General features: G+C 71.3%; 17 protein-coding genes. 8 read left to right on the top strand and 9 right to left on the bottom strand.

The features are described from left to right. Positions 1–68: 68 nt before the first annotated feature. The 5 genes from ACFO3J_RS25820 to ACFO3J_RS25800 are packed head-to-tail and all read right to left on the bottom strand — an operon-like array spanning position 69 to position 5,428. Positions 69–1,247 (bottom strand): MFS transporter, encoded by a 1,179-nt coding sequence (locus ACFO3J_RS25820; RefSeq protein ID WP_386433823.1) that lies wholly within the window; start codon positions 1,245–1,247, stop codon positions 69–71. Positions 1,248–1,252: 5 nt separating this feature from the next. Then, the gene (locus ACFO3J_RS25815; protein WP_386433820.1) at positions 1,253–1,867 is read right to left on the bottom strand and encodes a GNAT family N-acetyltransferase; all 615 of its coding nucleotides are present in this window, start codon (positions 1,865–1,867) and stop codon (positions 1,253–1,255) included. Next, positions 1,868–3,055, bottom strand: coding sequence for a type III PLP-dependent enzyme (locus ACFO3J_RS25810; RefSeq protein ID WP_386433817.1), 1,188 nt, complete (start codon positions 3,053–3,055; stop codon positions 1,868–1,870). It lies immediately after the preceding gene. A 10-nt stretch (positions 3,056–3,065) separates the two neighbouring features. Continuing rightward, positions 3,066–4,385: a DUF6271 family protein gene (locus ACFO3J_RS25805; protein ID WP_386433814.1), complete on the bottom strand. Its 1,320-nt coding sequence runs from the start codon at positions 4,383–4,385 to the stop codon at positions 3,066–3,068. Positions 4,386–4,387: 2 nt separating this feature from the next. Continuing rightward, a complete protein-coding gene (locus ACFO3J_RS25800) occupies positions 4,388–5,428 on the bottom strand; it encodes a phytanoyl-CoA dioxygenase family protein (protein ID WP_386433811.1) in 1,041 nt (346 codons plus the stop codon). Positions 5,429–6,143: 715 nt separating this feature from the next. Between ACFO3J_RS25800 and ACFO3J_RS25795 the strand changes: the two genes are divergently transcribed. The 6 genes from ACFO3J_RS25795 to rsgA all read left to right on the top strand — a co-directional run bounded on the left by ACFO3J_RS25795 (position 6,144) and on the right by rsgA (position 15,243). Continuing rightward, positions 6,144–7,691 (top strand): glycoside hydrolase family 3 protein, encoded by a 1,548-nt coding sequence (locus ACFO3J_RS25795; protein ID WP_386433808.1) that lies wholly within the window; start codon positions 6,144–6,146, stop codon positions 7,689–7,691. A gap of 244 nt (positions 7,692–7,935) precedes the next feature. Beyond that, on the top strand, positions 7,936–9,771 hold the full coding sequence (locus ACFO3J_RS25790; RefSeq protein WP_386433805.1) for a peptide ABC transporter substrate-binding protein: 1,836 nt from the start codon (positions 7,936–7,938) through the stop codon (positions 9,769–9,771). A 10-nt stretch (positions 9,772–9,781) separates the two neighbouring features. Beyond that, positions 9,782–10,735, top strand: coding sequence for an ABC transporter permease (locus ACFO3J_RS25785; RefSeq protein WP_386433803.1), 954 nt, complete (start codon positions 9,782–9,784; stop codon positions 10,733–10,735). Then, positions 10,722–11,642, top strand: coding sequence for an ABC transporter permease (locus ACFO3J_RS25780; protein ID WP_386433801.1), 921 nt, complete (start codon positions 10,722–10,724; stop codon positions 11,640–11,642). The genes ACFO3J_RS25785 and ACFO3J_RS25780 overlap by 14 nt, the downstream gene beginning before the upstream one ends. 99 nt (positions 11,643–11,741) lie before the next feature. Further along, the gene (locus ACFO3J_RS25775) at positions 11,742–13,841 is read left to right on the top strand and encodes an ABC transporter ATP-binding protein (protein WP_386433798.1); all 2,100 of its coding nucleotides are present in this window, start codon (positions 11,742–11,744) and stop codon (positions 13,839–13,841) included. A 283-nt stretch (positions 13,842–14,124) separates the two neighbouring features. Continuing rightward, positions 14,125–15,243, top strand: a complete 1,119-nt coding sequence (gene rsgA / locus ACFO3J_RS25770) for a ribosome small subunit-dependent GTPase A (RefSeq protein ID WP_386433796.1) — start codon at positions 14,125–14,127, stop codon at positions 15,241–15,243. 104 nt (positions 15,244–15,347) lie between these two features. Here rsgA and ACFO3J_RS25765 read toward each other — a convergent pair whose 3' ends face one another. The 3 genes from ACFO3J_RS25765 to ACFO3J_RS25755 all read right to left on the bottom strand — a co-directional run bounded on the left by ACFO3J_RS25765 (position 15,348) and on the right by ACFO3J_RS25755 (position 17,409). Beyond that, the gene (locus ACFO3J_RS25765) at positions 15,348–15,479 is read right to left on the bottom strand and encodes a hypothetical protein (RefSeq protein WP_386433793.1); all 132 of its coding nucleotides are present in this window, start codon (positions 15,477–15,479) and stop codon (positions 15,348–15,350) included. A 207-nt stretch (positions 15,480–15,686) separates the two neighbouring features. Further along, positions 15,687–16,721 carry a LacI family DNA-binding transcriptional regulator gene (locus ACFO3J_RS25760; protein ID WP_386433790.1) on the bottom strand — a complete coding sequence of 345 codons (1,035 nt, stop codon included), beginning with the start codon at positions 16,719–16,721 and terminating at the stop codon, positions 15,687–15,689. Positions 16,722–16,926: 205 nt separating this feature from the next. After that, positions 16,927–17,409: a DUF456 domain-containing protein gene (locus ACFO3J_RS25755; RefSeq protein ID WP_386433787.1), complete on the bottom strand. Its 483-nt coding sequence runs from the start codon at positions 17,407–17,409 to the stop codon at positions 16,927–16,929. 2,853 nt (positions 17,410–20,262) lie between these two features. On the opposite strand from ACFO3J_RS25755, the gene ACFO3J_RS25750 reads away from it, so the two are divergent. Further along, complete coding sequence (locus ACFO3J_RS25750) at positions 20,263–21,180, top strand: protein phosphatase 2C domain-containing protein (protein WP_386433784.1); 918 nt, start codon at positions 20,263–20,265, stop codon at positions 21,178–21,180. 46 nt (positions 21,181–21,226) lie between these two features. Next, complete coding sequence (locus tag ACFO3J_RS25745) at positions 21,227–22,969, top strand: pyruvate dehydrogenase (protein WP_386433783.1); 1,743 nt, start codon at positions 21,227–21,229, stop codon at positions 22,967–22,969. A gap of 97 nt (positions 22,970–23,066) precedes the next feature. On the opposite strand, the gene ACFO3J_RS25740 is transcribed toward ACFO3J_RS25745, so the two are convergent. After that, positions 23,067–25,604, bottom strand: a 2,538-nt coding sequence (locus tag ACFO3J_RS25740) for a hypothetical protein (RefSeq protein WP_386433780.1), incomplete at its 5' end; no start/stop codon positions are given.

Here is a 25,604-nt window from a genome sequence, read left to right as displayed (position 1 = left end):
GGGGCCGGCACCGTACCTACGGTGCCGGCCCCGCCCGTCCGCGCCCGCCGTCGCGGACCGCGGCCGGGTCAGCCGCTCGCGGCCGTCCACCTGATCCGGGTGCCGCACAGCGAGACGAACATCGCCGAGGCGGCGACGGCGCCCAGACCCCAGACCAGTCCGCTGGCGTTGGCTATGAAGCCGATGACCGGCGGCCCGGCGAGCAGGCCGGCCGTGCCCATGGTCGCGACGACCGTCAGCGCGTCCGAGCCCTGCTTGGCCGCCGCCACGTACACACAGGGGGTCACGGCCGCGATCCCCAGGCCGACGCAGGCGAAGCCGATCAGCGCCGGCACCACGCCCCCGCTCAGCAGGGCGAGGGCCAGGCCCGCCCCGGCCAGCGCGCTGCCGGCCCGCACGATGCGGCCGTCGCCCCAGCGGCTGCGCCAGCCGTCGGCGAAGACACGGGCGAGCACCATCATGACGGAGACGACGGCGATGCCCATGGGCGCCAGCTCCGCCGACGCCTTGGCGACGTCCTTCATGTAGATGGCCGACCAGTCGTTCATGGCGCCTTCCGTCACCGTGCCGAACACCATCGCGGCGCCGAGCCAGAGCGTGACGCGGGACGGCAGCGTCCAGCGGTTGCGGCTCTTCTCCTTCTTCTCCTCCTCGTCGTCCGCCGCGGCCGCGGCCGGCCGGTCCTCCGCCAGCAGGCCCGTTCCCGCGTAGCCGGCCAGAAGCAGCAGGAGCGCGGCGGCCACACCGAAGTGGACGGCCAGGGTCGGGGTGAGGGTGTTCATCCCGGAGGCCACCAGGGCGGCGCCCAACGACCCGCCGCTGAAGGTGGCATGGAGCTTCGACATGGCGTTGCGCCCGTAGGCGACCTCAAGCGCGGTCCCCTGCGCGTTCATCGCGACGTTCAGGCAGGCCACCAGCACACCGTCGATCCCCATCACCAGCAGCGCCACCGGATAGTCCGGCAGCACCGACATGACGAGCAGCAGCAGGGCCAGGCAGACCGCCGAGGCCAACGCCAGGCGCCGGGAGCCGAGCCTTCTCATCAGCATCGTCACCAGCGGGAAGGAGACCACCGCGCCGATACCGGTGGCCATCAGCAGCAGACCCACTTCCGCGGCGCTCAGACCGAGGTGCGTCTTGATCGCGGGCAGCCGCGACGCCCAGGTGGCGTACTGGAAGCCCAGCGAGCTGAACAGCGCCGAGGTGGCCAACTGACCCCGGCGGAACGGATCGTGAACGCGCAACATGTGGCTCATCCCACTTCGTCTCGTGCTGATGCCCCGCTCGGCGGACCGCCGACCGGTGTCGGGCTCTCGATCTGCTGCGACGGCTGTGCCCGCGACGGCGGTACGGGTGAGGACGACGCCTCAGCTCTCAGCGCCAGCGACATATAGACCGAACCCGGTCCGTAGCCCCCGGAGTTCACCACGCCGGGGCGCGGCGCGAACCCGTTCGCCGACCAGAACCCGTGACTGCCCTCGACCGCGATCAGCGAGATCTGCTCGTACTGCTGCTGCCGGGCGCGGGCGGTCAGCTGGCGCAGCAGGCGCTTCCCGAGCCCCGCGCCGCGCAGGTCCTCGGCGACGACGAGATCGTGCAGATGCAGATTGGGCGACCGGAAGACCGCCTCTTCCGGGCGGGTCAGCTCCGGAAAGGCGAGCGCCGGATACGGCAGGGCCAGCAGATAACCCGCCCGCCGGCCACGGACCTCCAGGACGAAACACGTCGTCGGGGAGGCCCGGGCCTTCGATTCGAGCGCCGACCGCTCCTCGGACAGGCCGAGCGAGGTGTAGGCGCCGGCTTCCAGCGCGACGATGTCGTCCCAGTCGTCGTCGCGGACATCCCGGACGCGTATGTCCTGGTCCATTCACCGGCCGCCTTCCGTGCTTCGCACGCATGTGAAGGGAAGCGGGCTGAAGCCGTTGAATCCCTGTGTCATATAGCTGACCGCGTAGGCGCCGCTGGACAGCACCCAGACCGGATCGCCGGACGCCAGCGCTTCCGGTACCCGGACCAGGCTGTGGGCGCGGGAATAGGCGTCGTCGCTGTCGCAGGTGGGGCCGGCCACGGTGGCCAGGACAAACGGGTCGTCCGGATGGTCCCCATGGGTGGGGAAGACGAGCCGGTACTGCAACTCGTCCATCTCGTACAGGCCGTTGAATTTCCCGCAGCTCAGATACAGCCAGTTCTGGCGCTCACCGTCCGGTGTGTGCCGCACGGTGAGCCTTGAGACGCGCGCCCGGATGGCTCCGTGGTCAGCGACGAGATACCGGCCGGGTTCCATGACGAAATCCAGGTCCTTTCCCGCCGCGTCCCGGCACTGCTGCATCCCCTCCCGGATCACGGTGAATATCTTGTCGACCGGCGGCTCCAGCGGCGCACCGCGCTTGTCGAGATATCCGAGCGCCGGCAGACCGCCGCCCAGATTCACATGGCGCAGCGCGATACCTCGCCGGTCCAGTTCGCCGATGACGTCCGTCAATTGCTCGAAGGCCCGCCGCCAGGCGTCGGCCGTCATCTGCTGGGAGCCGACATGGACCGAAAGTCCGGCCGGTTCCAGGCCCGCGGCCCGCGCCGTTTCCAGCACTGCCACCGCGTCTGCGGCCGAGCAGCCGAATTTCTTGCTGAGGCCCCAGAGCGCGCCGTCCCCGTCGGTGGCCAGCCGGCAGAACACCCGCGAGCCGGCCGCGTGCGAGGCGATGGCGCGGACGTCTTCGAGACTGTCGGTGGCGAAATCCCTGATGCCGAGACGATGGGCCGCGGCGATGTCGTGGTCGGATTTCACCGTATTGCCGTAGTGGATTCTTTCGCGTGGGATTCCGGAGCCGATGGCCTGGGTGATCTCATGGAGGCTCGCGGCGTCGACTCCGCTGCCCTGGTTTCCCAGGCAGGCCAGCACTTCGTCCACCGGGCAGGCTTTCATGGCGAAGCGCACCGATACATCGGGCAGCTCCCTGAGCAAGGACCGGTAGCTTTCCTCGATTCCGGTGAGATCGAAGACGATCCGGTCCTCGGTCGAGGCCGCCAGGGCGGAGAGCAGAGTGTTCTCGTGCATAGCGGCGATTTCAGCCGGGCTGTCGCTGGAGGCGGTGGAGGTCGGTGGCCCGGCTCGCCCGGATCATCGCCGACCAGGTCTCGGTGAGCAGGGCGAAGTCCTCGATGTCGCGGCGGGCCTCGTCCAGCAGCCGCTCCCGCTGTCCGGCCAGGCTCTCCGCGAAGCGGGCGTACCGGCCGCCGAGCCCGCGATAGGCGCGGTCCAGGGCGTCCAGCCGCTGTACATTCTCGGCGTCGTCCAACCGCGCGCTCTGCCGCAGGAGTTCGACGATCGCGGCCACCCGCACCCGGCCCCGGTCGTCCAGCAGCGCCTCGCCGGCGTGTTCCATCGCGGCGTAGACGGAGTTGAGGTAGAGCATGGACAGGAAGAACTTGGCGAACCGCAGCTGGTACGCCATGAATCCCGGGTCGGTTCTCCGCTCACCGGTGTAGTAGTTCACGATGTTCCGGTTGTGCAGTACGCCGGGCAGGGTGGCGTCGTGCACGAGGTGGATGAGGAAGTAGTCGCTGCCAATCGTGTCGGTGGCCGGCATCAGCGGCACCTCTTCGTGCACCCCGTGGAACGCGATGTTGCACATGTCCACCCGCATCGGGTCGACCAGGGTCAGCGTCGAACGGTCCCGCGTGAAGGCCTCGGAGCCGGCGCCGCGGAAGGAGTCGTCCGCGAACTCCCGTTTCCGCTCGGCCGACCAGTGGAAGGGCGCCCACAGGCCGACGACTTCGTAGTAGAGGCCGGGGTCGATCCGGTACATCTCCTCGATGTCCACCGACATCTCACCGACGAAGGAACCGCCCACCATGGACACGGTTTTGTCCTGGTGCCGGGCGTCCAGCGCGGTCTCGCTCACCGCGCCGGCGGCCTCGGCCGCGCGCCTGCCGAGCGACATCAGTTCGTGTTGGACCGGAAAGACCGGGATGCCGTCGGCGACCTGGTAGCGGCTGTCCGAGTCCCTGCGGTGCACGGACTCGCAGCCGAGGGCGGCGGCGATCAGGAACGCGCGATTGGTGCAGGCACCGTAGGAGACGCCGGCCGGAAGCATCAGCTCGAGCATCAGCTCGGGCTTGTCCAGGCCGGCCCGGTCGATCACCCGGCGCAGGAAATCGCGCTGCTCCGCCTCGCGGACGTGGTGCGCCACGACTCCCGGCGTCGCCGGCAGCCCTCGGACGACCCGCTCGTGCCGCGCGGCGGCCGACTCCTCGCTGGAGTCCAGGATCAGCAGGTGGACCTCGACGTCGAAGTGCCCGGCGGCGTACACCGCCTCCTCGTGCACGGCCGAAATGGTCGCGTCGCACGGCCTGTTGGTGGGAAGGGCCAGACAGATTCTGCGCATCGCTACTCCCCGGTCACCTGTTCGAGGTTCCATGTGTTCCAGGATTCGAGGCCCAGCAGCTTCGCGCCCAGCTCGGTCAGCGTGGCGGGGCCGTACCGGAGGGACTCGTGCCGGGTGGCGTCGCCGACCAGGGTCTTGTTCCACTCGGGCGTGCTGAGGGTCCGCCATGATTCGACGCGGGAGCGGCGCAGTTCGCGGTGCGATTCCAGCGCCGGCATCATGGAGAGGTACTGCGCGGCCCGCACCCCGCTCGCGGAGGTGTTCGGTGCCACTCCGTGCGCCAGCGCGCCGTTCCAGATCAGCAGGTCACCGGCCTTGAGGTCCGGGCGTACGACGGGGAATTCGGCCGGGTCGGTGTTGGGACGTATCGGGTCCCGGTCGGCCGGCTGGAGTGCCTTCCATTCCTCGAACCGGTGGAAGAGATCGGGCGCGCACTGGAAACCGCCCTGGTCCGGCTTGGTGTCGTTCAGCGCGATGATCCCCTGGACGCGCTGCGGCAGGACGTCGAGCGTGGTGTCGATGTCCCAGTGCAGCCGGATGTCGAAGCCGCGCTCGGTCGGGGCGATCAGGGCGCGGTCGCGGTTCCTGACGTTGGGCGGATTGAGGTTGAGGCGGTCCTGGGTGACCCACAGCTCCTCGCAGTCCCATACGTCGACGAACGCGTCGTAGACCCGCTGCGTCTGGCGGCTGTCCCACATGAGCTGGTGGTGGTAGGCCTCGACGAAGCCGTAGATGTGCAGTTCGCGGTCCAGGTCCGAGCGGAACTCCCGCTCCTCGTACCAGGTGTCCGGGCGGTCCGGGTCGAGCCCCTGGAAGTCCCAGGCGAATTCGAGCAGTTCTTCCGCCGCCAGGGCGGGGATCGCCTGCTCCACCACGACATAGCCGTACTTCTGCCAGAAGGCGAAGTCCGCTTCGGACAGCACCCGGAGCTTTTGGGTCTTGCGCAGACTCCGCAGCGGTGTCGGTGCGAGATAGGTGTCGCCGTCCGAGCTGAAGTACGGGAGTTCCGACGAGGCTCGGTAAGGACGATTGGGCGCCAGCAAAACAGTCGCTCCAGTGTTCCGGTGTTCATGAGCGGATCACCGCGGAGTTGTCCCTCGGTGGGGACGGACCGGCCGTGGGGGGCCGACGACCGCATCCAGCGCCGAGATCGGGTTCCGGGCGAAATCCATTGCGGTGCCGACGCGGCGCACGGTCGCGTCGTGCGCTGCTGTCGGTGCGCGAGCAAATACGCTCGGCAATGGGGGGTGTCGCCAGGTCGGACGGGCACCTGGTGGTGGGGCTCACGGATCCGCCCGGTCATGCCAATCGGTTCCCTGTGGGCTCCGCCGGCCAGCTTGCTCTTCCGCCTCGGCGCCACGCCGCGCTTGTCGCTCGCTGAACTCGCGTCGTCCTAAAGTGGACTAGACCAACTCTCCCTGTCAAATGCGCAGTTGGCGGAGCGGCTGCCCGAGTCGTCGGCGTGGCTCATTGGTTCACATTGTGTCGGCGATGGGGAGCTTACGTAGAAGGAGTATTTTCTGCGCTTTTTCGATGGCGGTGGTCAGTGGCGCCGAGGCCGTGCGGGCAATTTCGTTGCCGCATGCAATCTGTTCCTTACCGCGGGTGACTCGCTGTCATTAGTAGCGGCGCCGCGGGTGTGTGCGCAACGTGGCCGGTGCGTACCGGACCGGAGCCGGAGAAGACGGCTCTTGACACCGCAGATCGGGCTGAGTCAGTATCCGTTGGTCTGTACCAATGATCGCCCGGGCGCGATCAATGCGTTGGCTCTACGTGGAAGGCCCCCAGCTGATGTCCTCCTCCAGCAAGCGAAGCGAGGAGTTGCGACGACTCGCACTCTCCGTCCTGCAACCGGGTTTTGTGGGCACGGAGGCGCCCGACTGGATACTGCGGGCCATCAATGAGGGCCTGTCATCCGTGGTGCTCTTCTCCCGCAACATCGTCTCGTCCGAGCAGGTCGCCCGGCTGACCGCCCAACTGCGCTCCGAGAATCCGTCGTTGATCGTGGCCATCGACGAGGAGGCGGGTGATGTCACCCGTATTGAGTCCTCCACGGGTTCCACCCGGCCCGGCAACTTCGCGCTCGGCGCGGTCGACGACGCCGAACTCACCGCAGCGGTCTCCCGCGATCTGGGCGGCCAGCTGCACGCGGTGGGGGTGAGCCTCAACTACGCGCCCAGCGTGGACGTCAACTCCAACCCGGACAACCCGATCATCGGCGTCAGGTCCTTCGGCGTCGACCCCGGCCTGGTGGCACGGCACGCCGGCGCGTGGGTCCGCGGACTGCAGTCGGCGGGCGTCGCCGCCTGCGCGAAGCACTTCCCGGGACACGGCGACGTCGCGATCGACTCCCACCACGGACTGCCCAGTTACGACGCCGACATCGAGACCATCGCCGCGCAGGCACTGCCCCCCTTCCGGGCGGCCCTGGACGCGGGCGTACGGGCCGTCATGAGCGGGCATCTCCTGGTGCCTGCCTATGACCCGCATCTTCCGGCCACCCTCAGCAGCCGCATCCTCAACGGCCTGCTGCGCAAGGAACTCGGCTTCGACGGGCTGATCGTCACCGACGCGATCGAGATGGGCGCGGTGACCGACCGCTACGGCATCGACGGCGCCACGGTGAAGGCCGTGGTCGCGGGCGCCGACGCGGTGTGCGTGGGCGGCGAGAACGCCGAGGAGGGCGTGGTCGGCCTCCTCGCGGGCGCGCTCACCCGCGCCGTGCAGTCCGGCGAACTCACCGAGGCACGCCTGATCGAGGCCTCCGACCAGGTCCGGGCGTTCGCCGACTGGTCGACCTCACTGGCCCGGGCGGTGCCGGTGAACCCGATCCGCGGCGACATCGGCTTCGTCGCCGCCCGCCGGGCGATCCGCCTCAGCGGCCCGGCGGACGACGTGCTCCCGCTGGCCGCCGCGCCGCACGTGGTGGAGCTGGTGCCGTCCACCAACCTGGCCATCGGCAAGGAGACGCCGTGGGGCGTCGCCCTTCCGCTGCGCGAGCGGCTCCCCGGCACCACCTTCGTCCGCGTCCACCACCAGCAGCTGCTGGCCCGCCCCGCCATCCTGGAGGAGTACGCCCTGGCGCCCGCCTCCGGGCGTCCGATGGTCATCGTGGTCCGGGACGCGACCCGTAACAAGTGGATGGGCCGCGCCCTCGCCGACCTCGCCCGGGTCCGCCCGGACGCGATCGTGGTGGAGATGGGCCTGCCGGGCGACTCCACGGCGGGCGCGGTCCGGATCTTCACCCACGGCGCGACCGCCGCGTCCGGCGTCGCCGCGGCCGAAGTCCTGGTGGGCGCCCGATAGTTCCGGTGATGCCCGATCCCTTCAGACCCTCTGTTCCCACCCGTTCGCGGTGACATGTTGCCGCAGTACCGCCGCAACAATCACGCCTCAAGCTGATTGTTGATCCAAAGATGACGGATCCCGGGCGTGGACCGCCCGGGCGGCGGGTAGATCCCGGGAGCACGTTGTCGTGTACCTGACTAGTACGCGCGGCTATGGCGCGTTTGGGAGTGGTGTCATGGGAGCGGGGAGAGTGATCGGGCGCATGCGCGCTGTCCGGGGAACGAGGGCCGCCGTCCTCGGGGTGGTGCTGGCCATGGCCGCCGCGGCGTGCACGGGCGGCGGTCACGGCCCGATCGCCGACGGCCAGAGCGCCAGCAGCTCCCAGGGCCCGGTGAAGAAGGGCGGGACGGTCACCGTCGCCGAGGTCGGGGCATCACCCGACTTCATCTTCCCGCTGGTCCCGGCGACGAATCAGAACGGCTACAACGTCAATCTGACGCAGGGCCTGTGGCCGTACCTGGTGTACGCGGGCGACGGCGCCGCGTCGGAGGTGAACAAGGAGAAGAGCCTGTTCTCCTCCCTCGACTACTCCAACGGCAACCGGCGGATCACCATCCGCCTCAAGGACTGGAACTGGTCGGACGGCAAGCCGATCACCAGCCGCGACTTCACCTTCGTCTACAACCTGCTGAAGGCGAACGCCACCAACTGGGCAGCGCACATCGCGGGGTTGTTCCCCGACGACGTCTCCGAGGTCGCCACCCCCGACGCCCACACGGTGGTACTGGACCTGACCAAGGCCTACAACCCGGACTTCTACACCGACGACGTCCTCAGCACCATCCCGCTGCTGCCCCAGCACGCCTGGGACAAGACCTCCGATGCCGGCCCGGTCGGCGACAACGACACGACCACCGCGGGCGCGAAGGCGGTCTACTCCTTCCTCCAGGGGCGGGGCGCCAAGATGGCCGGCTTCGCCTCCGACCCGCTGTGGCAAGTGGTCGACGGTCCCTGGAAACTCGCCGAGTTCCGGACCAACGGCTACTACAGCTACGTACCCAACACGGCGTACTCCGGCTCCGCGAAGCCGGCCATCGACAAGCTGGTCGTATCGCCCTTCACCTCGGACACCCCCGAGATCAACGCCCTGCGCTCGGGCGGCTCCCTGGACGTGGCCGGACTGCCGCTGAACGACATCAAGCAGGCGGAGGCCCTGCGGTCGAGCGGCTACTCGATCGCCAGCGTCCCCATCCCGGGCGTGTCCGACATCATGCCGAACTTCTACAACACCAGCACCGGACCACTGGTGCGCCAGCTGTACATCCGCCAGGCCATCGAGTATCTGATCGACCGTCAGCAGATCGCCGCCAAGGTCTACAACGGCTACGCCGATCCGGGCAACGGACCGGTGCCGGTCAAGGCCCAGGGGTCGTGGGCCTCGGCGCTGGAGAAGGCGGGCGGGCCGTACCCGTACTCGCCGGACAAGGCCAAGGCGCTGCTGCTGGCCCACGGCTGGAAGGTGGCGCCGGGCGGCGCGTCGACCTGCCAGCACCCGGGCACCGGCCCCTCCCAGTGCGGCGCCGGGATCACCGCCGGCCAGCCGCTGACCTTCAAGCTCCTCTACTCCTCGGGCCGGACCACCACCGACGAGCAGAACGCCGCCATCAAGTCCTCGGAGGCCGCCGCCGGCATCACCTTCGACCTCAAGGCGGAGCCGTTCAACACCCTGATCGCCCAGATCGGGACCTGCACCGCCGCGTCCCATCCGGCGGCGAGCTGCGGCTGGCAGCTGGTGAACTTCGGCTACAGCCCGTACGCGCTCTACCCGAACGGCGCCGGGTTCTTCGACACCGGCGGCTCCAACAACTCCGGCGGCTACTCCGACCCGACGATGGACCGGCTGATCCAGGCCACCGAGTACGGCTCCTCCACCCAGGCGTTCTTCGACTACGAGGACTACGCAGCCCGTCAACTGCCCTGGCTCTGGGTGCCGCTGCGCAGCAGCATCCTGGTCTACCGGACGAAGCTGCGGGGCGTCGTCCCGCTCAACCCCTTCACCGGCGGGCTCAACTACGAGGACTGGTACTACACCTCATGACGGACCCGCGGTGACGACCTATCTCGTGCGCAGGACCGGCCAGGCGCTCGTGGTGGTGCTCGGCGTCATGGTGGTGACCTTCCTGCTGATCCACCTGGAGCCGGGCAGCGCCGCCAGGGCCACCCTCGGGATGAAGGCCAACTCGGAGCGGATCGCGGTGTTCGACGCTGCCAACGGCCTGGACCGGCCGCTGGCAGCGCAGTTCGTGACCTTCGTGAAGCAGGCGGGGGAAGGCGACTTCGGCACCTCCTACCAACTGCACCAGCCGGTCTCCACGCTGATCGCGCAGCGCCTGCCGCGCGACGCCGTGCTGCTCGGGCTGTCCACCCTGACCGCGCTGGCGGTCGCCCTGCCGATGGGGATCTACCAGGCGGTGCGGCGGGACCGGGTGGAGGACCACGCCTTCACCGTCATCGCCTTCGTGCTGTACTCCATGCCGGACTTCTTCTTCGCGCTGCTGCTGATCGCGCTGTTCTCCGTACAGCTGCACCTGCTGCCCTCCCAGGCGCCGCAGGCCGAGTCGGTGGCCGGTATCCTGGGCGATCCGCGGGCGCTGGTGCTGCCGGTGGCCACGCTGACCCTGGTCAGCGTGGCCGGCTTCAGCCGCTACATGCGGTCCTCGGCCATCAACACCCTTGCCCAGGACTACGTTCTGGTGGCGCGCGCCAAAGGGCTGCCCGACCGGCTGGTGCTGTCCCGGCACGTGCTGCGCAACTCGCTGCTGCCGGTCATCACCGTGCTGGGGCTGATGGCCCCGGGCATCGTCACCGGCGCGGTGATCGCCGAGTCGGTGTTCAACTACCCGGGCATGGGGCTGCTGTTCTTCCAGGCGGCCACCAGCAAGGACTATCCGATCCTGCTCGGCTCGACCCTGGTGGTCGGCGTGGCCACCGTGATCGGCAGCCTCGTCGCCGACATCGCCTACAGCCTCCTCGACCCCCGGATCCGCTATGACCACGCATGACACCGGACGGGCGGCGGCCGGACCGCCGCATGCGGGCACGCCGGGCACACCGGGGGCCCGGTGGGGCTCCGGGCGGCTGCTCGCGGCGGCCTTCCTGCGCAACCGGCGGGCGCTCGTCGGGATCGGAATGGTCGCCGTCATCGCCGCCTTCTGCTTCCTCGGACCGCTGCTGTACCGGACCGACCAGGTCACCGTACGGCTGGACATCGAGGAACTGCCGCCCGGCGGCGCGCACCCGCTCGGCACCGACGCCTCCGGGTACGACGTGCTGGGCCGGCTGATGACCGGCGGGCAGTCGTCGCTGGAACTCGGCTTCGCGGTGGCCGTCGCCACCACCGTGATCGGGACCCTCTACGGCGCCGTCGCCGGCTACGCGGGCGGCATCGTCGACGCGGTCATGATGCGGGTGATCGACACGCTCATCGCCATCCCCGGCCTGGTCCTGCTGCTGATCATGGTCACCATGTTCACGCCCAGCCTCTGGATGATCGTCCTGCTGCTCTCGCTGCTGTCCTGGCTCGCGGCGGCGCGGCTGGTCAGGGGCGAGGTACTGACCCTGCGCACCCGGGAGTTCGTCCAGGCGGCGCGGATGATGGGCGGCACCGGCCGGCGCGTGGTGCTGCGCCATCTGGTGCCGAACGCGGCCGGCGTCATCATCGTCAGCGCCACCTTCACCGTCGCCGACTCCATCCTCACCCTGTCGACGCTCAGCTTCCTCGGGCTCGGGCTGCCGCCGCCGCACGCCGACTGGGGCACCATGCTCTCCAACGGCCTCAACTACCTCTACGACGGCTACTGGTGGCTGGTGTACCCGCCCGCGGCGATCCTCGTCGTCACCGTGGTCGCCTTCAACCTGATCGGTGACGCCGTCCACGACGCGCTGGACGTCCGCCTGCGACGCCCGTGACCGTGTCCAGGCCGGCGAACCGGGGCCGTGGCCGCGCCCTGATCCGCACCGCTGCCAGCTGCCGAGGCGACAACGACGGCGACGAGACCGAGGAACGGTATGCCTCCCCTGCTCGACGTACGGAACCTCACCACCCGCATCAGAACCAGCCGCGGCACCGTACGGGCCGTCGAGGACGTGTCCTTCACCCTGGAGGCCGGGCAGACCCTCGGCCTGGTCGGCGAGTCCGGCTGCGGCAAGTCCATGACCGGGCTGTCCCTGATGGGCCTGCTGCCGCCCGGCGGCGCGCTGGCCGGCGGCTCTTCGGTGATGCTCGACGGGCGCGAGCTGGTCGGACTGCCGGAGCGCGAGCTGCGGAAGGTGCGCGGCAACGACATCGCGATGGTCTTCCAGGACCCCATGACCTCCCTGGACCCCACCAAGACCATCGGTCACCAGGTCGCCGAGCCCGTCCGGCTGCACCGCGGCTGCACCCGGCGCGAGGCAGCCGACCGGGCCGCCGAAGTGCTCGGGCTGGTCGGCCTGCCGCATCCCCGCGAGCGGCTGGCCGACTACCCGCACCAGCTGTCCGGCGGTCTGCGCCAGCGGGTGCTGATCGGCATGGCACTGGCCAACGAGCCCCGGGTGCTGATCGCCGACGAGCCCACCACCGCGCTGGACGTCACCATCCAGGCGCAGATCCTCGACCTGCTGGCCGACCTGCGGACCCGGCTCGGCATGGCGATGATCCTGATCACCCACGACATGGGCGTCACCGCGGGGCAGGCCGACCGGGTCAATGTCATGTACGCCGGACGGATCGCGGAGAGCGCCGACACCGACCGGCTCTTCCGCGGCATGCGCCACCCGTACACCCAGAGCCTGCTGGCCTCCGTGCCGCGGCTCACCCAGGATCCCGCCCGGCAGCTCCCCACCATCCCGGGGCTGCCGCCGGACCTCACTGCCCCGCCCACCGGCTGCCGCTTCGCCGACCGCTGCTCGTACGCCACCGACCGCTGCCGCACCGAGGAACCGCCGCTCACCGGCTCGGACAGCCACCAATACGCCTGCTGGCACCCGACCGACGGCCCGCTGACACCGGAGCTGAGCCCGCCGGTCCGGCGCCCCGCCGCGGCGAGGGCGCAGCGCCCGGGCGGGCCGCTGCTCGAAGCGCGCGGCCTGGTCCGGGAGTTCCCGGTCCGCGGTGGCCGGCTGCCCGGCAGCGGCCGGCGGGTGGTGCACGCCGTGTCCGACGTCTCCTTCACGGTCGGGCCCGGCGAGACCTTCGGCCTGGTGGGCGAGTCGGGTTGCGGCAAGACCACCCTCGGCCGGCTGCTGGTCGGCCTGGACCGGCCCGACGCCGGTACGGTCACCCTGGACGGCACCGACATCGGCGGCCTGCGCGGACGGGAACTGCGCCGCCACCGCCGCGACCTCCAGATGGTCTTCCAGGACCCCTTCTCCTCCCTCGACCCCCGTATGCGGGTCGGCGGCATCCTGCGCGAACCGCTGCGGATCCAGGGCATCGGCACCGCCCGCGAGCAGAAGGCCAGGGTCGCCGAACTGCTCGCCGAGGTCGGCCTGCCCGAGCGGAGCCTGGAGCTCTTCCCACACGAGTTCTCCGGCGGTCAGCGCCAGCGCGTCGGGCTCGCCCGGGCGCTGGCCCTCACCCCCAAGCTGATCGTCGCCGACGAGCCGGTCTCCGCGCTGGACGTCTCGGTCCGGGCCCAGGTGCTCAACCTGATGAAGCGCCTCCAGGCGTCGCACGGCCTGTCCTACGTCGTCATCTCGCACGACCTCGCGGTGGTCCGCTACCTCGCCGACCGGATCGGCGTGATGTACCTGGGCCGGCTGGTCGAGACCGGCAGCGCCGACGACATCCAGCTGCGGGCCGCCCACCCCTATACCGCCGGACTGCTGGAGGCCGTCCCGGTACCGGACCCGCGAGTGGAGCGGGCCAAGAGCGGAGCCGGGGTCGGCGGCGAACTGCCCAGCCCGCTGTCCCCGCCCTCGGGCTGCCGCTTCCGGACCCGCTGCCCGCTGGCCCGCGAGCGCTGCGCGCGGGAGGAGCCGGCCCTGCGCTCCTTCGGCGAAGGGCATGTCGCCGCCTGCCACTTCCCCCTCCGGCAGCCGCTTCCCGCCGCCACGGGAGACGCGGCCCCGCCGCTGGCCGCCCCGGGCACCGCCGGCCCGCCCGCCGAGCCGCGGCCGATTCCCTGAGCAGGGCCCCTGCGGATTCTTCCGGATTCTTCCGGGCCCTTTAATCCGGTGGCGCGCCCACGTCCGGGCCGCTATCGTCCGTGGTGTTCGTCCGGGCGCCCTGTCGGCTGCCCGGGTCGGCTCGTGAGTGTTGCCAGGGAGGTGTGACCGATGGCTGTTTATGTGATGGGCGCTGCCCGCTTTCAGCTGATCGTGCCGTTCATCTCCGTGGTCTCCGGCTGACTCCTCTTCTCCGCCGCGCCTGAACGCGCGCGCCGCCGGGGCCCTGTTCGAAGGGTTTCCCTTGTCTTTCTCATTTCTCTCGGCCTCCTCGCACGCCCTCGTCCCCTACGGGTGGGACGACGTGTGGGAGGCGGAGTTCGAGCCGTACGCCGCGCGGGGGCTGATGCCCGGGCGGGTGGTACGGGTGGATCGGAACATGTGCGACGTGTTCACCGCGGCCGGGACGGTGCGGGCGGACACCGCGCTGGTGATGCCGTCCGATCCCCTGCGGATCGTCTGCACGGGCGACTGGGCCGCGGTCGACCCCGAAGGGAGCGATCCGCGGTTCGTGCGGAAACTGCTGCCGCGCAGGACCGCGTTCGTACGGTCGACGTCGTCGAAGCGGTCGGAGGGGCAGGTGCTGGCCGCCAATCTCGATCATGTGGTGGTGTGCGTCTCGCTCGCCGCCGAGCTGGACCTCGGTCGGCTGGAACGGTTCCTGTCGCTGGCCTGGGAGAGCGGGGCGCAGCCGGTGGTGGCGCTGACCAAGGCGGATCTGGTGCCCGACACCACGCATCTGCTGGCCGACGCCGAGGCCGCCGCGCCCGGCGTGGAAGTGGTCGTGGTGAGCGCCGCGGACGGGGAAGGGCTGGATGTACTGGCCGCGGTGCTCGACGGAGGGAGCGCGGTGCTGCTCGGCCAGTCCGGCGCGGGCAAGTCCACCTTGACCAACGCAATGCTGGGCCATGAGGCGCAGCAGGTGCGCGCCACCAGGGACGCCGACGGGAAGGGACGGCACACCACGACCACCCGGGATCTGCTGCCGATGCCCGGCGGCGGGGTGCTGATCGACACGCCGGGGCTGCGTGGGGTCGGGCTCTGGGACGCCGAGTCCGGACTCGGCCAGGTGTTCGCCGAGATCGAGGCGCTGGCCGGGAACTGCCGCTTCCACGACTGCTCGCACCAGACGGAACCCGGCTGCGCCGTACTCGCCGCGCTGGAGGACGGCACCTTGCCGCACCGCCGGCTGGAGAGCTACCGCAAGCTGCTGCGGGAGAACACCTGGATCGCCTCCCGCACCGATCAGCGGCTGCGCGCGGAGATGCGGCGCGAGTGGAAGCAACGGAGCGCGGCCGGACGGGAGATGTACGAGCGCAAGCGCGGCGGAGGCGGCGGCCACCGCCACGGTCGCGTCTACTGACGAGGCGTCAGTACGTTGAACTGCGGCGGTCGTCGGTCCCTTCGACGGCCGCCGCTGATCGGGAACGCCGGGTCAGCGGACGCCGCCCGCCGTCATCGGGCGCGTCATCCGGCCCCGCCACCGCGGCCGTGCCGGCGTCGAACCGCGATCGGGCTGCCCGCGCTCCAGAAAGACCCGATGACACCGGCGACCACGAGTGCGACGATCACAATGCCCAAAATGACGCTGTAGGCCATACCGAACCCTCCTCGCCTCGCGCGCGGCCTTCACCGCACCGTCACGTTCGCTGCACGAGCGTGACATTCCCGTTGCGCGGTGTTTCCAACCCACGGACCGACGAGACGAGTTCGATAATATGAAGGGGTTTCAGAAGGGATCCGGAGGCTCGACCCCCGCCGGAGCGCGAAGGGATGACCGTACGGCCGCCCTGCCGCCCCCGTACCTCAGGCCGACGCCCGTACCACCAACTGGGTCGCGGTCACGATCGGTGACAGTGCCGGCGCGCCGTCCACCGCCGCCAGCGGTGACAGCCTGCGCAGCAGCAGCCGCGCCATCATCCGGCCCATCTCCTCGATGTTCTGCCGGATCGTGGTCAGCGGCGGGTCGGTCCAGTCGGCGACCGAGGTGATGTCGTCGAAGCCGACCACCGCCACGTCCTCCGGCACCCGCATTCCCCGGTTCCGCAGCACTCGAAGGGCGCCCGAGGCCATCACGTCGGACGCGGCGAACACCGCGTCCAGATCCGGCCAGTGGTCCAGCAGTTCCCCCATCGCCCGGGCGCCGCCCTCCGGGGTGAAGTCCCCCTCGGCGATGAGCTTGGGGTCGACATCCGGCAGCACATCGCGGTAGCCGTCCAGCCGGTCCACCGAGGCGGTCTGGTCCAGCGGCCCGGCGATATGGGCGATACGGCGCCGGCCGAGACCCAGCAGATGACGGACCGCCACCTGCGCGCCGCCCCGGTTGTCGCAGTCGACGTACAGCGTGTCGGCGTCCGACCAGCTGGGGCGTCCGCCTATCACCGTCGGCACCCCGGCCTTGCGGGCCATCACCGGCAGCGAGTCGTCGGAGTGCAGCGAGAAGATCAGCGCGCCGTCCACGTGCCCGCCCGCCAGATAGCGGCCCACCCGGCCGTAATCCGCCGCGCCCTCGGTCAGCAGCAGCACCAACTGGTTGTCGTGCGCGGTCAGTTCCCGGCTGATGCCGCGCACCTGCTGGGCGAAGAAGGGGTCGGTGAAGAAGCGGGTCTCGGGCTCGGCGACCACCACGGCGATGGCGTCGTTGCGCCGGGTGACCAGGGTGCGGGCGGCCTGGTTGGGCACGTAGCCCAGCTCGTCCACCGCCTGCCGGACCCGTTCGGCCAGCGGAGCCCGCACCCCCTCACTGCCGTTGACCACGCGGGACGCGGTCGCCCGCGAGACCCCGGCCCGCGCCGCGACGGCCTCCAGGGTGGGACGTGGCGCGAAGGTCGGGTCGGACACGGAGGGCTCCTCGGCGCGCGGATAACAGAAATTCCGGGGTGAAAAATGGTAGGCACAGCGTATCCGGTCACGGGCTGGAGTGTGAGAGCGCTCTCTGTGTTGCTCCCGGTTGCGGTGGGCTGTCACCCGGACGGCTGAGTCCCGCCCTTCGGGCGGGCAGCGCCCTTTTGTCCGACCACGTCCGGCCCCTCGGGCGGGCGCCGCCTCAGCCGGCGATCACCGCGCCCAGCCAGGCGCCCGCCACCACCAGGCAGGCCAGCAGTTCCACCAGGACCGAGCCGCCCACCGAACGCATCACCCGGCGGGTCGCCGACCACGCCGTGCGGTGGCCGCCCAGCCGGAGGCGCTCGGTGACGTAGATCGTGCCGGTGAAGCCCAGCACCGCGCCCACCACCGGCAGGACGCAGAAAGCGCCGACTGCCACCCCGGTCGCGGTGAACACGGTCCGTCGGCTCACGCCCGACTCGCGGATCCGGCGGGAGGGCAGCAGCCAGACGATCACCTGGGCGATCGCCAGCAGGCCGGTGGCCCCGGCCAGCACACCCCAGGTCAGGCTGGTGTGCTCCAGGGTCGCCCACCACAGCACGGCCCCCCAGACCAGCAGCGTTCCCGGTACGCCCGGGGCCGGCACACCGGCCAGGCCCAGCAGCATCACCGCGCCGATCAGGCTCACCTGTGCCGTCCCCATGAGGGCAACCCTGCCGGAAGTGCGGCCGGGGCGCGCGTCCGGGGTGGCGGTCGCGGCGGTGGCCGGTTTTGCGGTGACCGGCCGGGCGGCCGGTGCGCTCCGCGAGGGCCGGATGCTTGGGGGCGGGGGCGCATGTCCGGTCGCTCGGCCTGGGGCGCCGGGCCGGTGCACGCTGCGGCGGGCGGATGCCGGGGCGCCGGGCGGACGTTCCGCTGCCCGCTCCGCGGGGCGGGCGGGGTGGCGGCCGGAGGACATGTGGCGGAGAAGAGCCACGGCGGTAAGCCGCCAAGGTCATCTTCCCCTCTACCGGGTGCCCGGCCTCCGGGGCAGCCGTGGGCGGGTGATCAGCGGGGTCGAGGAGCGGGCGCGCACGCGGCCCGGAGCGGTGCTGAACGCGAGGACGGGCGGCGGGGCGGAGATTCGCGTTTCCCGTCGGTCCGGGCGGTGGACAATAAGGGCATGAGCCAGCAGGGCGACGCGCACGGGAGTCAAGAGGACGACTGGTGGGGGCAGTTGTACGACGAGGAGGCTGCCGCCGGCGGTAGGGCCGCGGGTGCCGGGCCCGGGGGCGAGTCGGTCGACTCGCACTTCGACTCGGCGCTGGACGCGGTGTCCCCGCCGCCGCCCCCGCGACCCGAAACGCTTCGCCTGCGGCGCCCGACCGCGCCGCAGCCGCCGGCTTCCTGGCCCCGGCCCACCCGGGACGCGCCGCCCGCCGACCCCGCCACGCCGCCCGGGCCGCCTCCGGTGCCACCGCCCGCGCCCCCGCTGCCGCCGCCTCCGCTCTCGCCGTATGTACGGTCGCGGTCGGCGCAGCCGTCGCGGCCCCCCGTACCGCCCGCGGCGCGCCAGGAGCCGGCTGAACGGTCAGGGGAGGTACGGGCCTCCGCCTCGGACGAACCCGCCCCCGCACGGCCCGAGTCGGGCGCCGCACAGCCCACCGAGCCTCCCACCGAAGGGTTCGAGCCGTGGGACGGATGGACGGCCCCGCCCGTCCACGGCGCACCCCCCGCTTCCGTTCCGCCGCGGCCCGCAGCCGGACCGGAGGAGAGACCGGAGACGGGAAGAGGGGACTCCGGGCCTTCGCCGTGGGACCCCTGGTCCGCGCCGCCGACCTTCCCCGACACCGAGCAGGCCGAGCAGCCCGAAGCGGCCTCCGCCGAGGAGGCCGCGCGGTCGGCGGAGGAGGAAGAGCTGCGGCCTTGGGACGCGTGGTCGGCCGAGCCGACCTACGGCCGTGGGACCGCGCCGGCCCGGCCGGTGAACGAGCCTCCCGCGACCCAGCCCTGGGAGGCATGGGTCGCCCCCCGCTCTCCGGGCCGCCCGGCCGCCACGCCCTCGGCACCGACAGCTCCGCCCGCCGCCGAGCAGTGGGGGCCGCCGAGCGCGGAGCCGCCTGCGGCGGAGGATCTCTCGGCGGGGGACGACCCGGGTGGGGATCAGGCGGGGCGAACGGTCACCGAGCCGCCGTCGGCGGCACCGGACGGCCCGGCGGTAGCGGCACGGGAAGCCGGCGCGGAGGCGGTCTCCTCGCCGAGGCCGCGGCGGACCGGAGGATGGTTCGGAGAGCCGCAGCCCCCTGCCGTGAAGCCCGCCGCAGAGCGGGCTGCGGCGTCGATTGCCGACGAACCGGCCGACGACGAACCGGCCGTGCACGGGTCCGCCCCGGCTGAGACCGCCTCAGCGGGACCGGTGGCTGCCGAGGCGACCCGCATCGAACCGGCGCCTGGTGAGTCGGCGGCGCCCGGGTCCTTCATCCGCGGGCCGGCCGTTCCCGAGGCGCCTCCCACCGAGCCGACTTTCGCCCGACCCGACGCTGCCGAGCCCTTCACCCCGGAGCCTGCCCCCGCACCGCCCCAGGCCGGACCTGTCTTCCCGCCCGACCCCCGCATCACCCTTCCGACGGAGCCCATTTCGGCCACCGGGCCCGCGCCCATCGCCGATTCCGGGCCCGCGGCGGATATGGAGGGTCCTGAGCCCGCGTCCGATGCCGGTCACTGGGCCGTACGATCGCCCGAGCCCGAGCCCGAGCCCGAGCCCGAGCCCGAGCCGGTACCGGAGGCCGTTGAGCGCCCGGAGCCCGTGGCCGACAGCGGTCCTCGGGCTGTGCCGTTGCCCGGGGCTGAGCCCGTACCGGAGGTGGCTGACGCCCCTGAGCCCGTAGCGGGGATCCGGCCCGGCGTCACTGAGCCCGCTGAGCCCGCAGCTGACAGCGGCCCTCGGGTCGTACCGCTTTCCCAGGCGGAATTCGTCCCCAAGGCGGTTCCCGGCCCTGAGCCCGCGGCTGAGATCCGGCCTGCGGCCGCCGAGCCCGCTGAGCCCGCCGCCGACAGCGCTCCTTGGGCCGCGCCGCTGCCGGAGCCCGAGCCCGAGCCCGAGCCTCAACCGGAGCCGGAGCCGGAGCCCGAACGGGAGGCAGCTGACGGCTCCGAACCCGTGGCCGCCGAGCCCGCTGCCGACAGTGGCCCTCAGGCCGTACCGCTGCCCCAGGTGGAGCCCGTACCGGAAGCCGCCGACGCCCCCGACCCCGCTGCCGGGGACATGGTGGGTCCTGAGCCCGCGTCCGAGGCCGGCCCCCGGCCCGTACCGCTGCCCGAGGCCGTAACGGAGCCGTCAGCCGATACCGCTCCCCGGCCCGTACCCCAGCCCCTGCCCCCTCCCGCGCCGCGTGCCGGGAATGCGCCCGTGCCGGTGCGCCGGGCCGAGGTCGTTCCGCCGGGCGGTCTTGGGGGCGCCGCGGCGCCCGCGTCGCCGGCTCCGGCCGAGATCGTGCCGCTCGGGGTGTTCGGGCCGCCGGGGTCCGCTCCGGGGACGCGTTCCGGGTGGGGGGAGACCGGGTTCGCGGAAGGGGAGGTGCGGTGGGCGCCCGAGGCGCCGCCGGAGTTGCCGCCCGGGTGGGAGCCCGCGCGGGAGGTGCGGGAGGTCGTCGGGACCCCGGAGGTGGTCGGGGGCGGGCCGCCCACGTACAGCGCGGAGCCGACCGCGTGGCCGGAGGCCGACCCGGAGGCGTTGGACGGGCTGGTCGCGGACACCGTGCTGGACGGGGCGCGGTACGGGCGGCTGACGATCAGGACCGCGGCGATCCGCGGGGACTCCGCCCGTTACCGGGGGCAGCCGCGCCGGGACGCCCTGCTGACCGCGCGGTTCGGGACCGGCGAGGACGCGCTGCTGCTGGTCGCGATGGCCAGCGGCGCGCGCGCCGCGGACGACGCGCACCGGGCCGCGCAGGACACGGTGCGCTGGATCGCCGGGGCCGTCGGGCGCAGCCGGGCGCGGCTCGCGGACGATCTGCGGGCGGCGCGGCGGGGCTCGCTGAAGTCGGGGCTGCACCGGCTCACCGACCGCTGCTACGGCAGGCTGCGGGCGCGCGGTGAGGATCTGGGGCTGGACGAGGGCACGTACACCGCGTCGCTGCGCTGCCTGCTGCTGCCCGCCGACCCGCAGTCGAGGGTCAGGCTGTTCTTCGGGGTGGGGGAGGGCGGTCTGTTCCGGATCAGGGACGGGATCTGGCAGGATCTGGACCTCGCGCCCGACGAGACCTCCGCGCCCTTCCGCTTTCGGGCCACCGTCGCCCAGCCGGGTGACGCGCTGCTGATGTGCAGCGCGGGGTTCGCGGAGCCGCTGCGGGGCGAGCCGGAGTTGGCCGCGCATCTGGCCGCCCGCTGGGGCGCCGGGAAGGTGCCGGGCCTGGCGGCCTACCTCGCGGACACCCAGACCCGGGTCAAGGGCTATGCCGACGACCGTACGGCGGTGACCGTCTGGGACGCCTGACCGCTCCCGGGATGCGTGACCCCCGTCCCTGTGCGGAGATGGGTACATGCCGAAGCAGAGCGTCGCCGAGCAGTTCATCGACGTCCTCGTCCGCGCGGGCGTGCGGCGCCTGTACGGGGTGGTGGGGGACAGTCTGAACCCCGTGGTGGACGCCGTGCGCCGCAACCGCTCCATCGAATGGGTGCACGTACGGCACGAGGAGACCGCCGCGTTCGCGGCCGGCGCCGAGGCGCAGCTCACCGGCCGGCTGGCGGCCTGCGCCGGCTCCTGCGGCCCCGGCAACCTGCATCTGATCAACGGCCTGTACGACGCGCACCGCTCGATGGCGCCGGTGCTGGCCCTGGCCTCGCACATCCCCAGCAGCGAGATCGGCACCACCTACTTCCAGGAGACGCACCCGGACCGGTTGTTCCAGGAATGCAGCCACTACAGCGAGTTGATCGCCAACGCCCGGCAGATGCCCCGGGTGCTGCAGACGGCGATCCAGCACGCGGTCGGCCGCGGCGGCGTCGCGGTGGTCAGCCTGCCCGGTGACATCGCCGCCGCCGAGGCGCCGACGCGTTCCTTCGAGCACGCCCTGGTCACCCGCCGGCCCACCGTTCGGCCCGGCGACGCGGAGATCGACGAACTGGCCCGGCTGGTGGACGCCGCCGAACGCGTGACGATGTTCTGCGGCAGCGGTACGGCCGGCGCCCACGACGAGGTGATGGCCTTCGCCGAGCGGGTCAAGTCCCCGGTGGGGCACGCCCTGCGCGGCAAGGAGTGGATCCAGTTCGACAATCCGTACGACGTCGGGATGAGCGGACTGCTCGGTTACGGCGCCGCCTACGAGGCCATGCACGAGTGCGATCTGCTGATGCTGGTGGGCACCGACTTCCCGTACAACGCCTTCCTGCCGGACGACGTGACGATCGTGCAGATCGATGTGCGGCCCGAACACCTCGGCAGGCGCTCCAAATTGGACCTCGCGGTATGGGGCGACGCGGCGGAGACGCTGCGCTGCCTCACGCCGAAGGTGCGGGAGAAGTCCGACCGGCGCTTCCTGGACCGGATGTTGAAGAAGCACAGTGACGCCCTGGAAGGCGTCGTGAGGGCGTACACCCGCAATGTCGAGAAGCATGTGCCGATCCACCCGGAGTATGTGGCCTTCGTCCTCGACGAAGAGGCCGACGACGACGCGGTGTTCACTGTGGACACCGGTATGTGTAATGTGTGGGCGGCGCGCTATCTGACGCCCAACGGCAAACGCCGGGTGATCGGTTCGTTCTCGCACGGCTCGATGGCGAACGCGCTGCCGCAGGCGATCGGGGCGCAGTTCCTGGACCGGGGCCGCCAGGTGGTGTCGATGTCCGGCGACGGCGGTTTCACCATGCTGATGGGCGATTTCCTCACCCTGGTCCAGTACGAACTCCCGGTGAAGATCGTGCTGTTCAACAACTCCTCTTTGGGCATGGTGGAGTTGGAGATGATGGTCGAGGGGCTGCCGGCGCACGGCACCGCCAACACGAACCCGGACTTCGCGGCGATCGCCCGCGCGTCGGGCGCCTGGGGTGAGCGGGTGGACCGGCCCAAGGACCTGCGGGGCGCGCTGCGGGCCGCCTTCCGGCACAAGGGTCCGGCGCTGGTGGACGTGGTGACCGACCCGGCGGCGCTGTCCATCCCGCCGAAGATCACCGGTGAGCAGATCGGCGGCTTCGCGCTGTCGATGGGCAAGATGGTGCTGGACGGCGGGGTCGGCAAGATGGTGCAGCTGGCCCGGTCCAATCTGCGCAACATGCCGCGCCCGTGAACGACTTCACGGGCGCGGCATGCCGATCGCGCTGTTCCGGACGGCTCAGTCGCCGACCACTTGTTGATCAGTCCTGATCAGTCCTGATCGGTCCTGATCAGTCGTTGATCAGGTCGAAGGACTCCCAGGGGCCGATGGCGGTGCGGTTGGCGATGAGCGGGGAGGCGCCGGCGTTGTCGGCGGTGACGTAGTCGCCGTTGATCCGGGACTGGAGGCTGATGCTGCCGTCGCCGTTGTGGACGAGCAGGAACTGCTCCCAGGTGCCGACGGCGTCGACTTTGGCGAGCAGGGGTGCGGCGCCGGCGTTGTCCGCGGTGACGTACTTGTTGTTGGCGTGGGCGCGCAGGGCGATGTAGCCGCCGCCCTGATCGATCTCGTCGAACTGCTCCCACTGCCCGATGGCGGTGCGGTTGGCGATGAGGGGGGAGGCGCCGGCGTTGTCCGCGGTGACGTAGTCGCCGTTGGCGTGGGCGCGCAGGGAGATGACGGTGCCGGAGGGCGGGGTGGTGCCGCCGCCGGTGCTGTCGAGGCCGATCTGGACGTTGCCGAGGTGGCGGGCGGTGGTGGCGGGGGTGCCGGTGACCTGGGCGTAGGGCAGTGCGGTGGTCAGGCTGCCGGTGCGTTCGACGAGGTAGGAGGTGCCGGAGGTGACGGGCACGCTGATGCTGGCGGCGGTGGTCGGGGAGACGACGACGGCGTTGCTGGAGCCGTTGACGACCTCGATGGACTGGCCGGGCCAGGGGTTTCTGACCTTCATGGTCTGGGTGGAGCCGGCCTGGATGGCGACGGTGACGGGGGTGCCGCCCTGGACCTGGACGTCGACCTTGGTGTTGCCCTGCACCGACACGGTGCCGCTGGCGTCCCAGCCGGCCGGCCAGGCCGGCGCGATCCGCAGCGTCCCGTCGTAGTCCTGCACCAGCGCCTCGTTCAGCGCGGTGGCCACACCCGAGGCCTGCTCGATGTAGGCCTCGGTGCCCACCGTGTTGCCCAGGTCGGCCAGGCCGTTGATGTAGACCTGGTGGCTCTGGGTGATGGACACCAGCCTCGCGGCGACCTCACTGGACAGGCCGAGGCGGGCGGCGTCGATGGCGTCCATGCTCCAGTCGTTGCCGCCGGTCACCGCGCGGTGGTTGTAGCTGCGCACCGCCAGGTCGTGCAGCGAACCCGGGTCGTCGGTGATCAGGTTCCACGGCCAGACCGGCTCCAGGTCGATGTTCTCGCTGTTCCGGATCTGCGCGGTGGGCTGGTACGAGTACGCGATGATGTCGTTGTTCGAGGAGTCCGCCGAGGCCGGCAGCACCTGCGTGCGGCCGTAGTCGGTCCGCGCCCAGGCGGGGATCTGCGGGATCGCGGTGTTCAGCTGGTTGATCAGCGTCGTGTCACCGGTGTTGAGCAGTTGGGCGGCTTTGATGACGACGGGGAAGAGGGCGGAGTCGGCGGTGAGGTCGGTGGTGGGGTCCTGGACGGCCCACTGGGTCTCGTGGGCGTTGGCGACCGCGTGGAGTTTCCCGTCGCTGCCGACCTTCTGGTAGGCCAGCAGGAATATCGCGGAGTCCTTCATCAGCGGGTAGTACGTGCGCAGGAAGTTCAGGTCGCCGGTGTCCTGGTACTGCTGCCAGACGTAGAGGCTGATCTCGGGCCCGGAGCTGATGTCCAGGGCGTTCCAGTTGGGGCTGCCGGGCTGGCTGCACGCGGCGTTGGCGCCCGCGCCGGGGTCGCCGCCGTTGCCGTTGAAGCGCATCACCTCGGGCACGCACGCCCCGGGCAGCCCGCCCATCTGCTGCTTGGTCCACGCCTCGATCGCCGACAGGTTGTTCTGGTACAGATTGAAGATCGGGGTGTTCAGCGCGAAGTTGCCGCTGCTCATGTTGGCCGAGATCTGCGTGCGCAGATTCCACAGCCACGTCGCCGACGGCGTCCAGTTCTGGTGGTCCTGCCCGAAGTTGAACATGTCCGCCACCCCGGCCTGGCTGCCCGGGATCGTGCCGCGCATCGAGGCGGCCTCCATGAACAGGTACAGCGTGCGCAGCGTCTCCATGTACTGCGCCTGCCCGTCGGAGGAGTTCGCCTCCAGCACCCCGGTGTTCGCCCAGAAGTTCGCCCACCAGGACTGCTGCGTGGACAGCAGCGAGGACTCCGCCACCGTCGCGTCCGAGCCCAGCAGCGCCGACGCGGTACCGGCCGCGTTGCCGCCGGTCCAGGCGGGTGCGCCCACGATCACCCGGAAGGTGCCGTCGGTGTTGGGGGTGAAGGTGGTCCTCACCTGGGTGGAGCTGACCACGGTGGAGGCCACATTCCGGCCGCCGGCGGTGACCGCGGCCAGCGACCCGAAGGTCCGCCCCGAATGGCCGGCCTCGGAGCCGTCCACCCAGGTCTCGGCCAGCGTCCCGGTGGCCCCGGACACCGCGGCCTGCGGACTGCGCCCCGACCACAGGCTGACCGTCGCGCTCTGCTGGGTGCTGGGGTTGGCGCCGGTCACGTCGACGACCAGCTCGTCCTTGGTCGCCGACACCCACGCCTTGAGCGTCATCCCCCCGCCGGACTCGCTGAGCACCCCGGTGTACACATCCAGGGAGCCCTTGAAGTCCGAAGCGCCGGTCAGCGCCGACAGACCCGGGATGGTCACCTGACCCGG

Source organism: Streptomyces polygonati (assembly GCF_042650325.1).
In the GTDB taxonomy this organism is placed as follows: Bacteria; Actinomycetota; Actinomycetes; order Streptomycetales; family Streptomycetaceae; genus Actinacidiphila; species Actinacidiphila polygonati.
The sequence above is the reverse complement of the archived record's forward strand: the minus strand, read 5'-3'. Positions and strand labels throughout refer to the sequence as shown.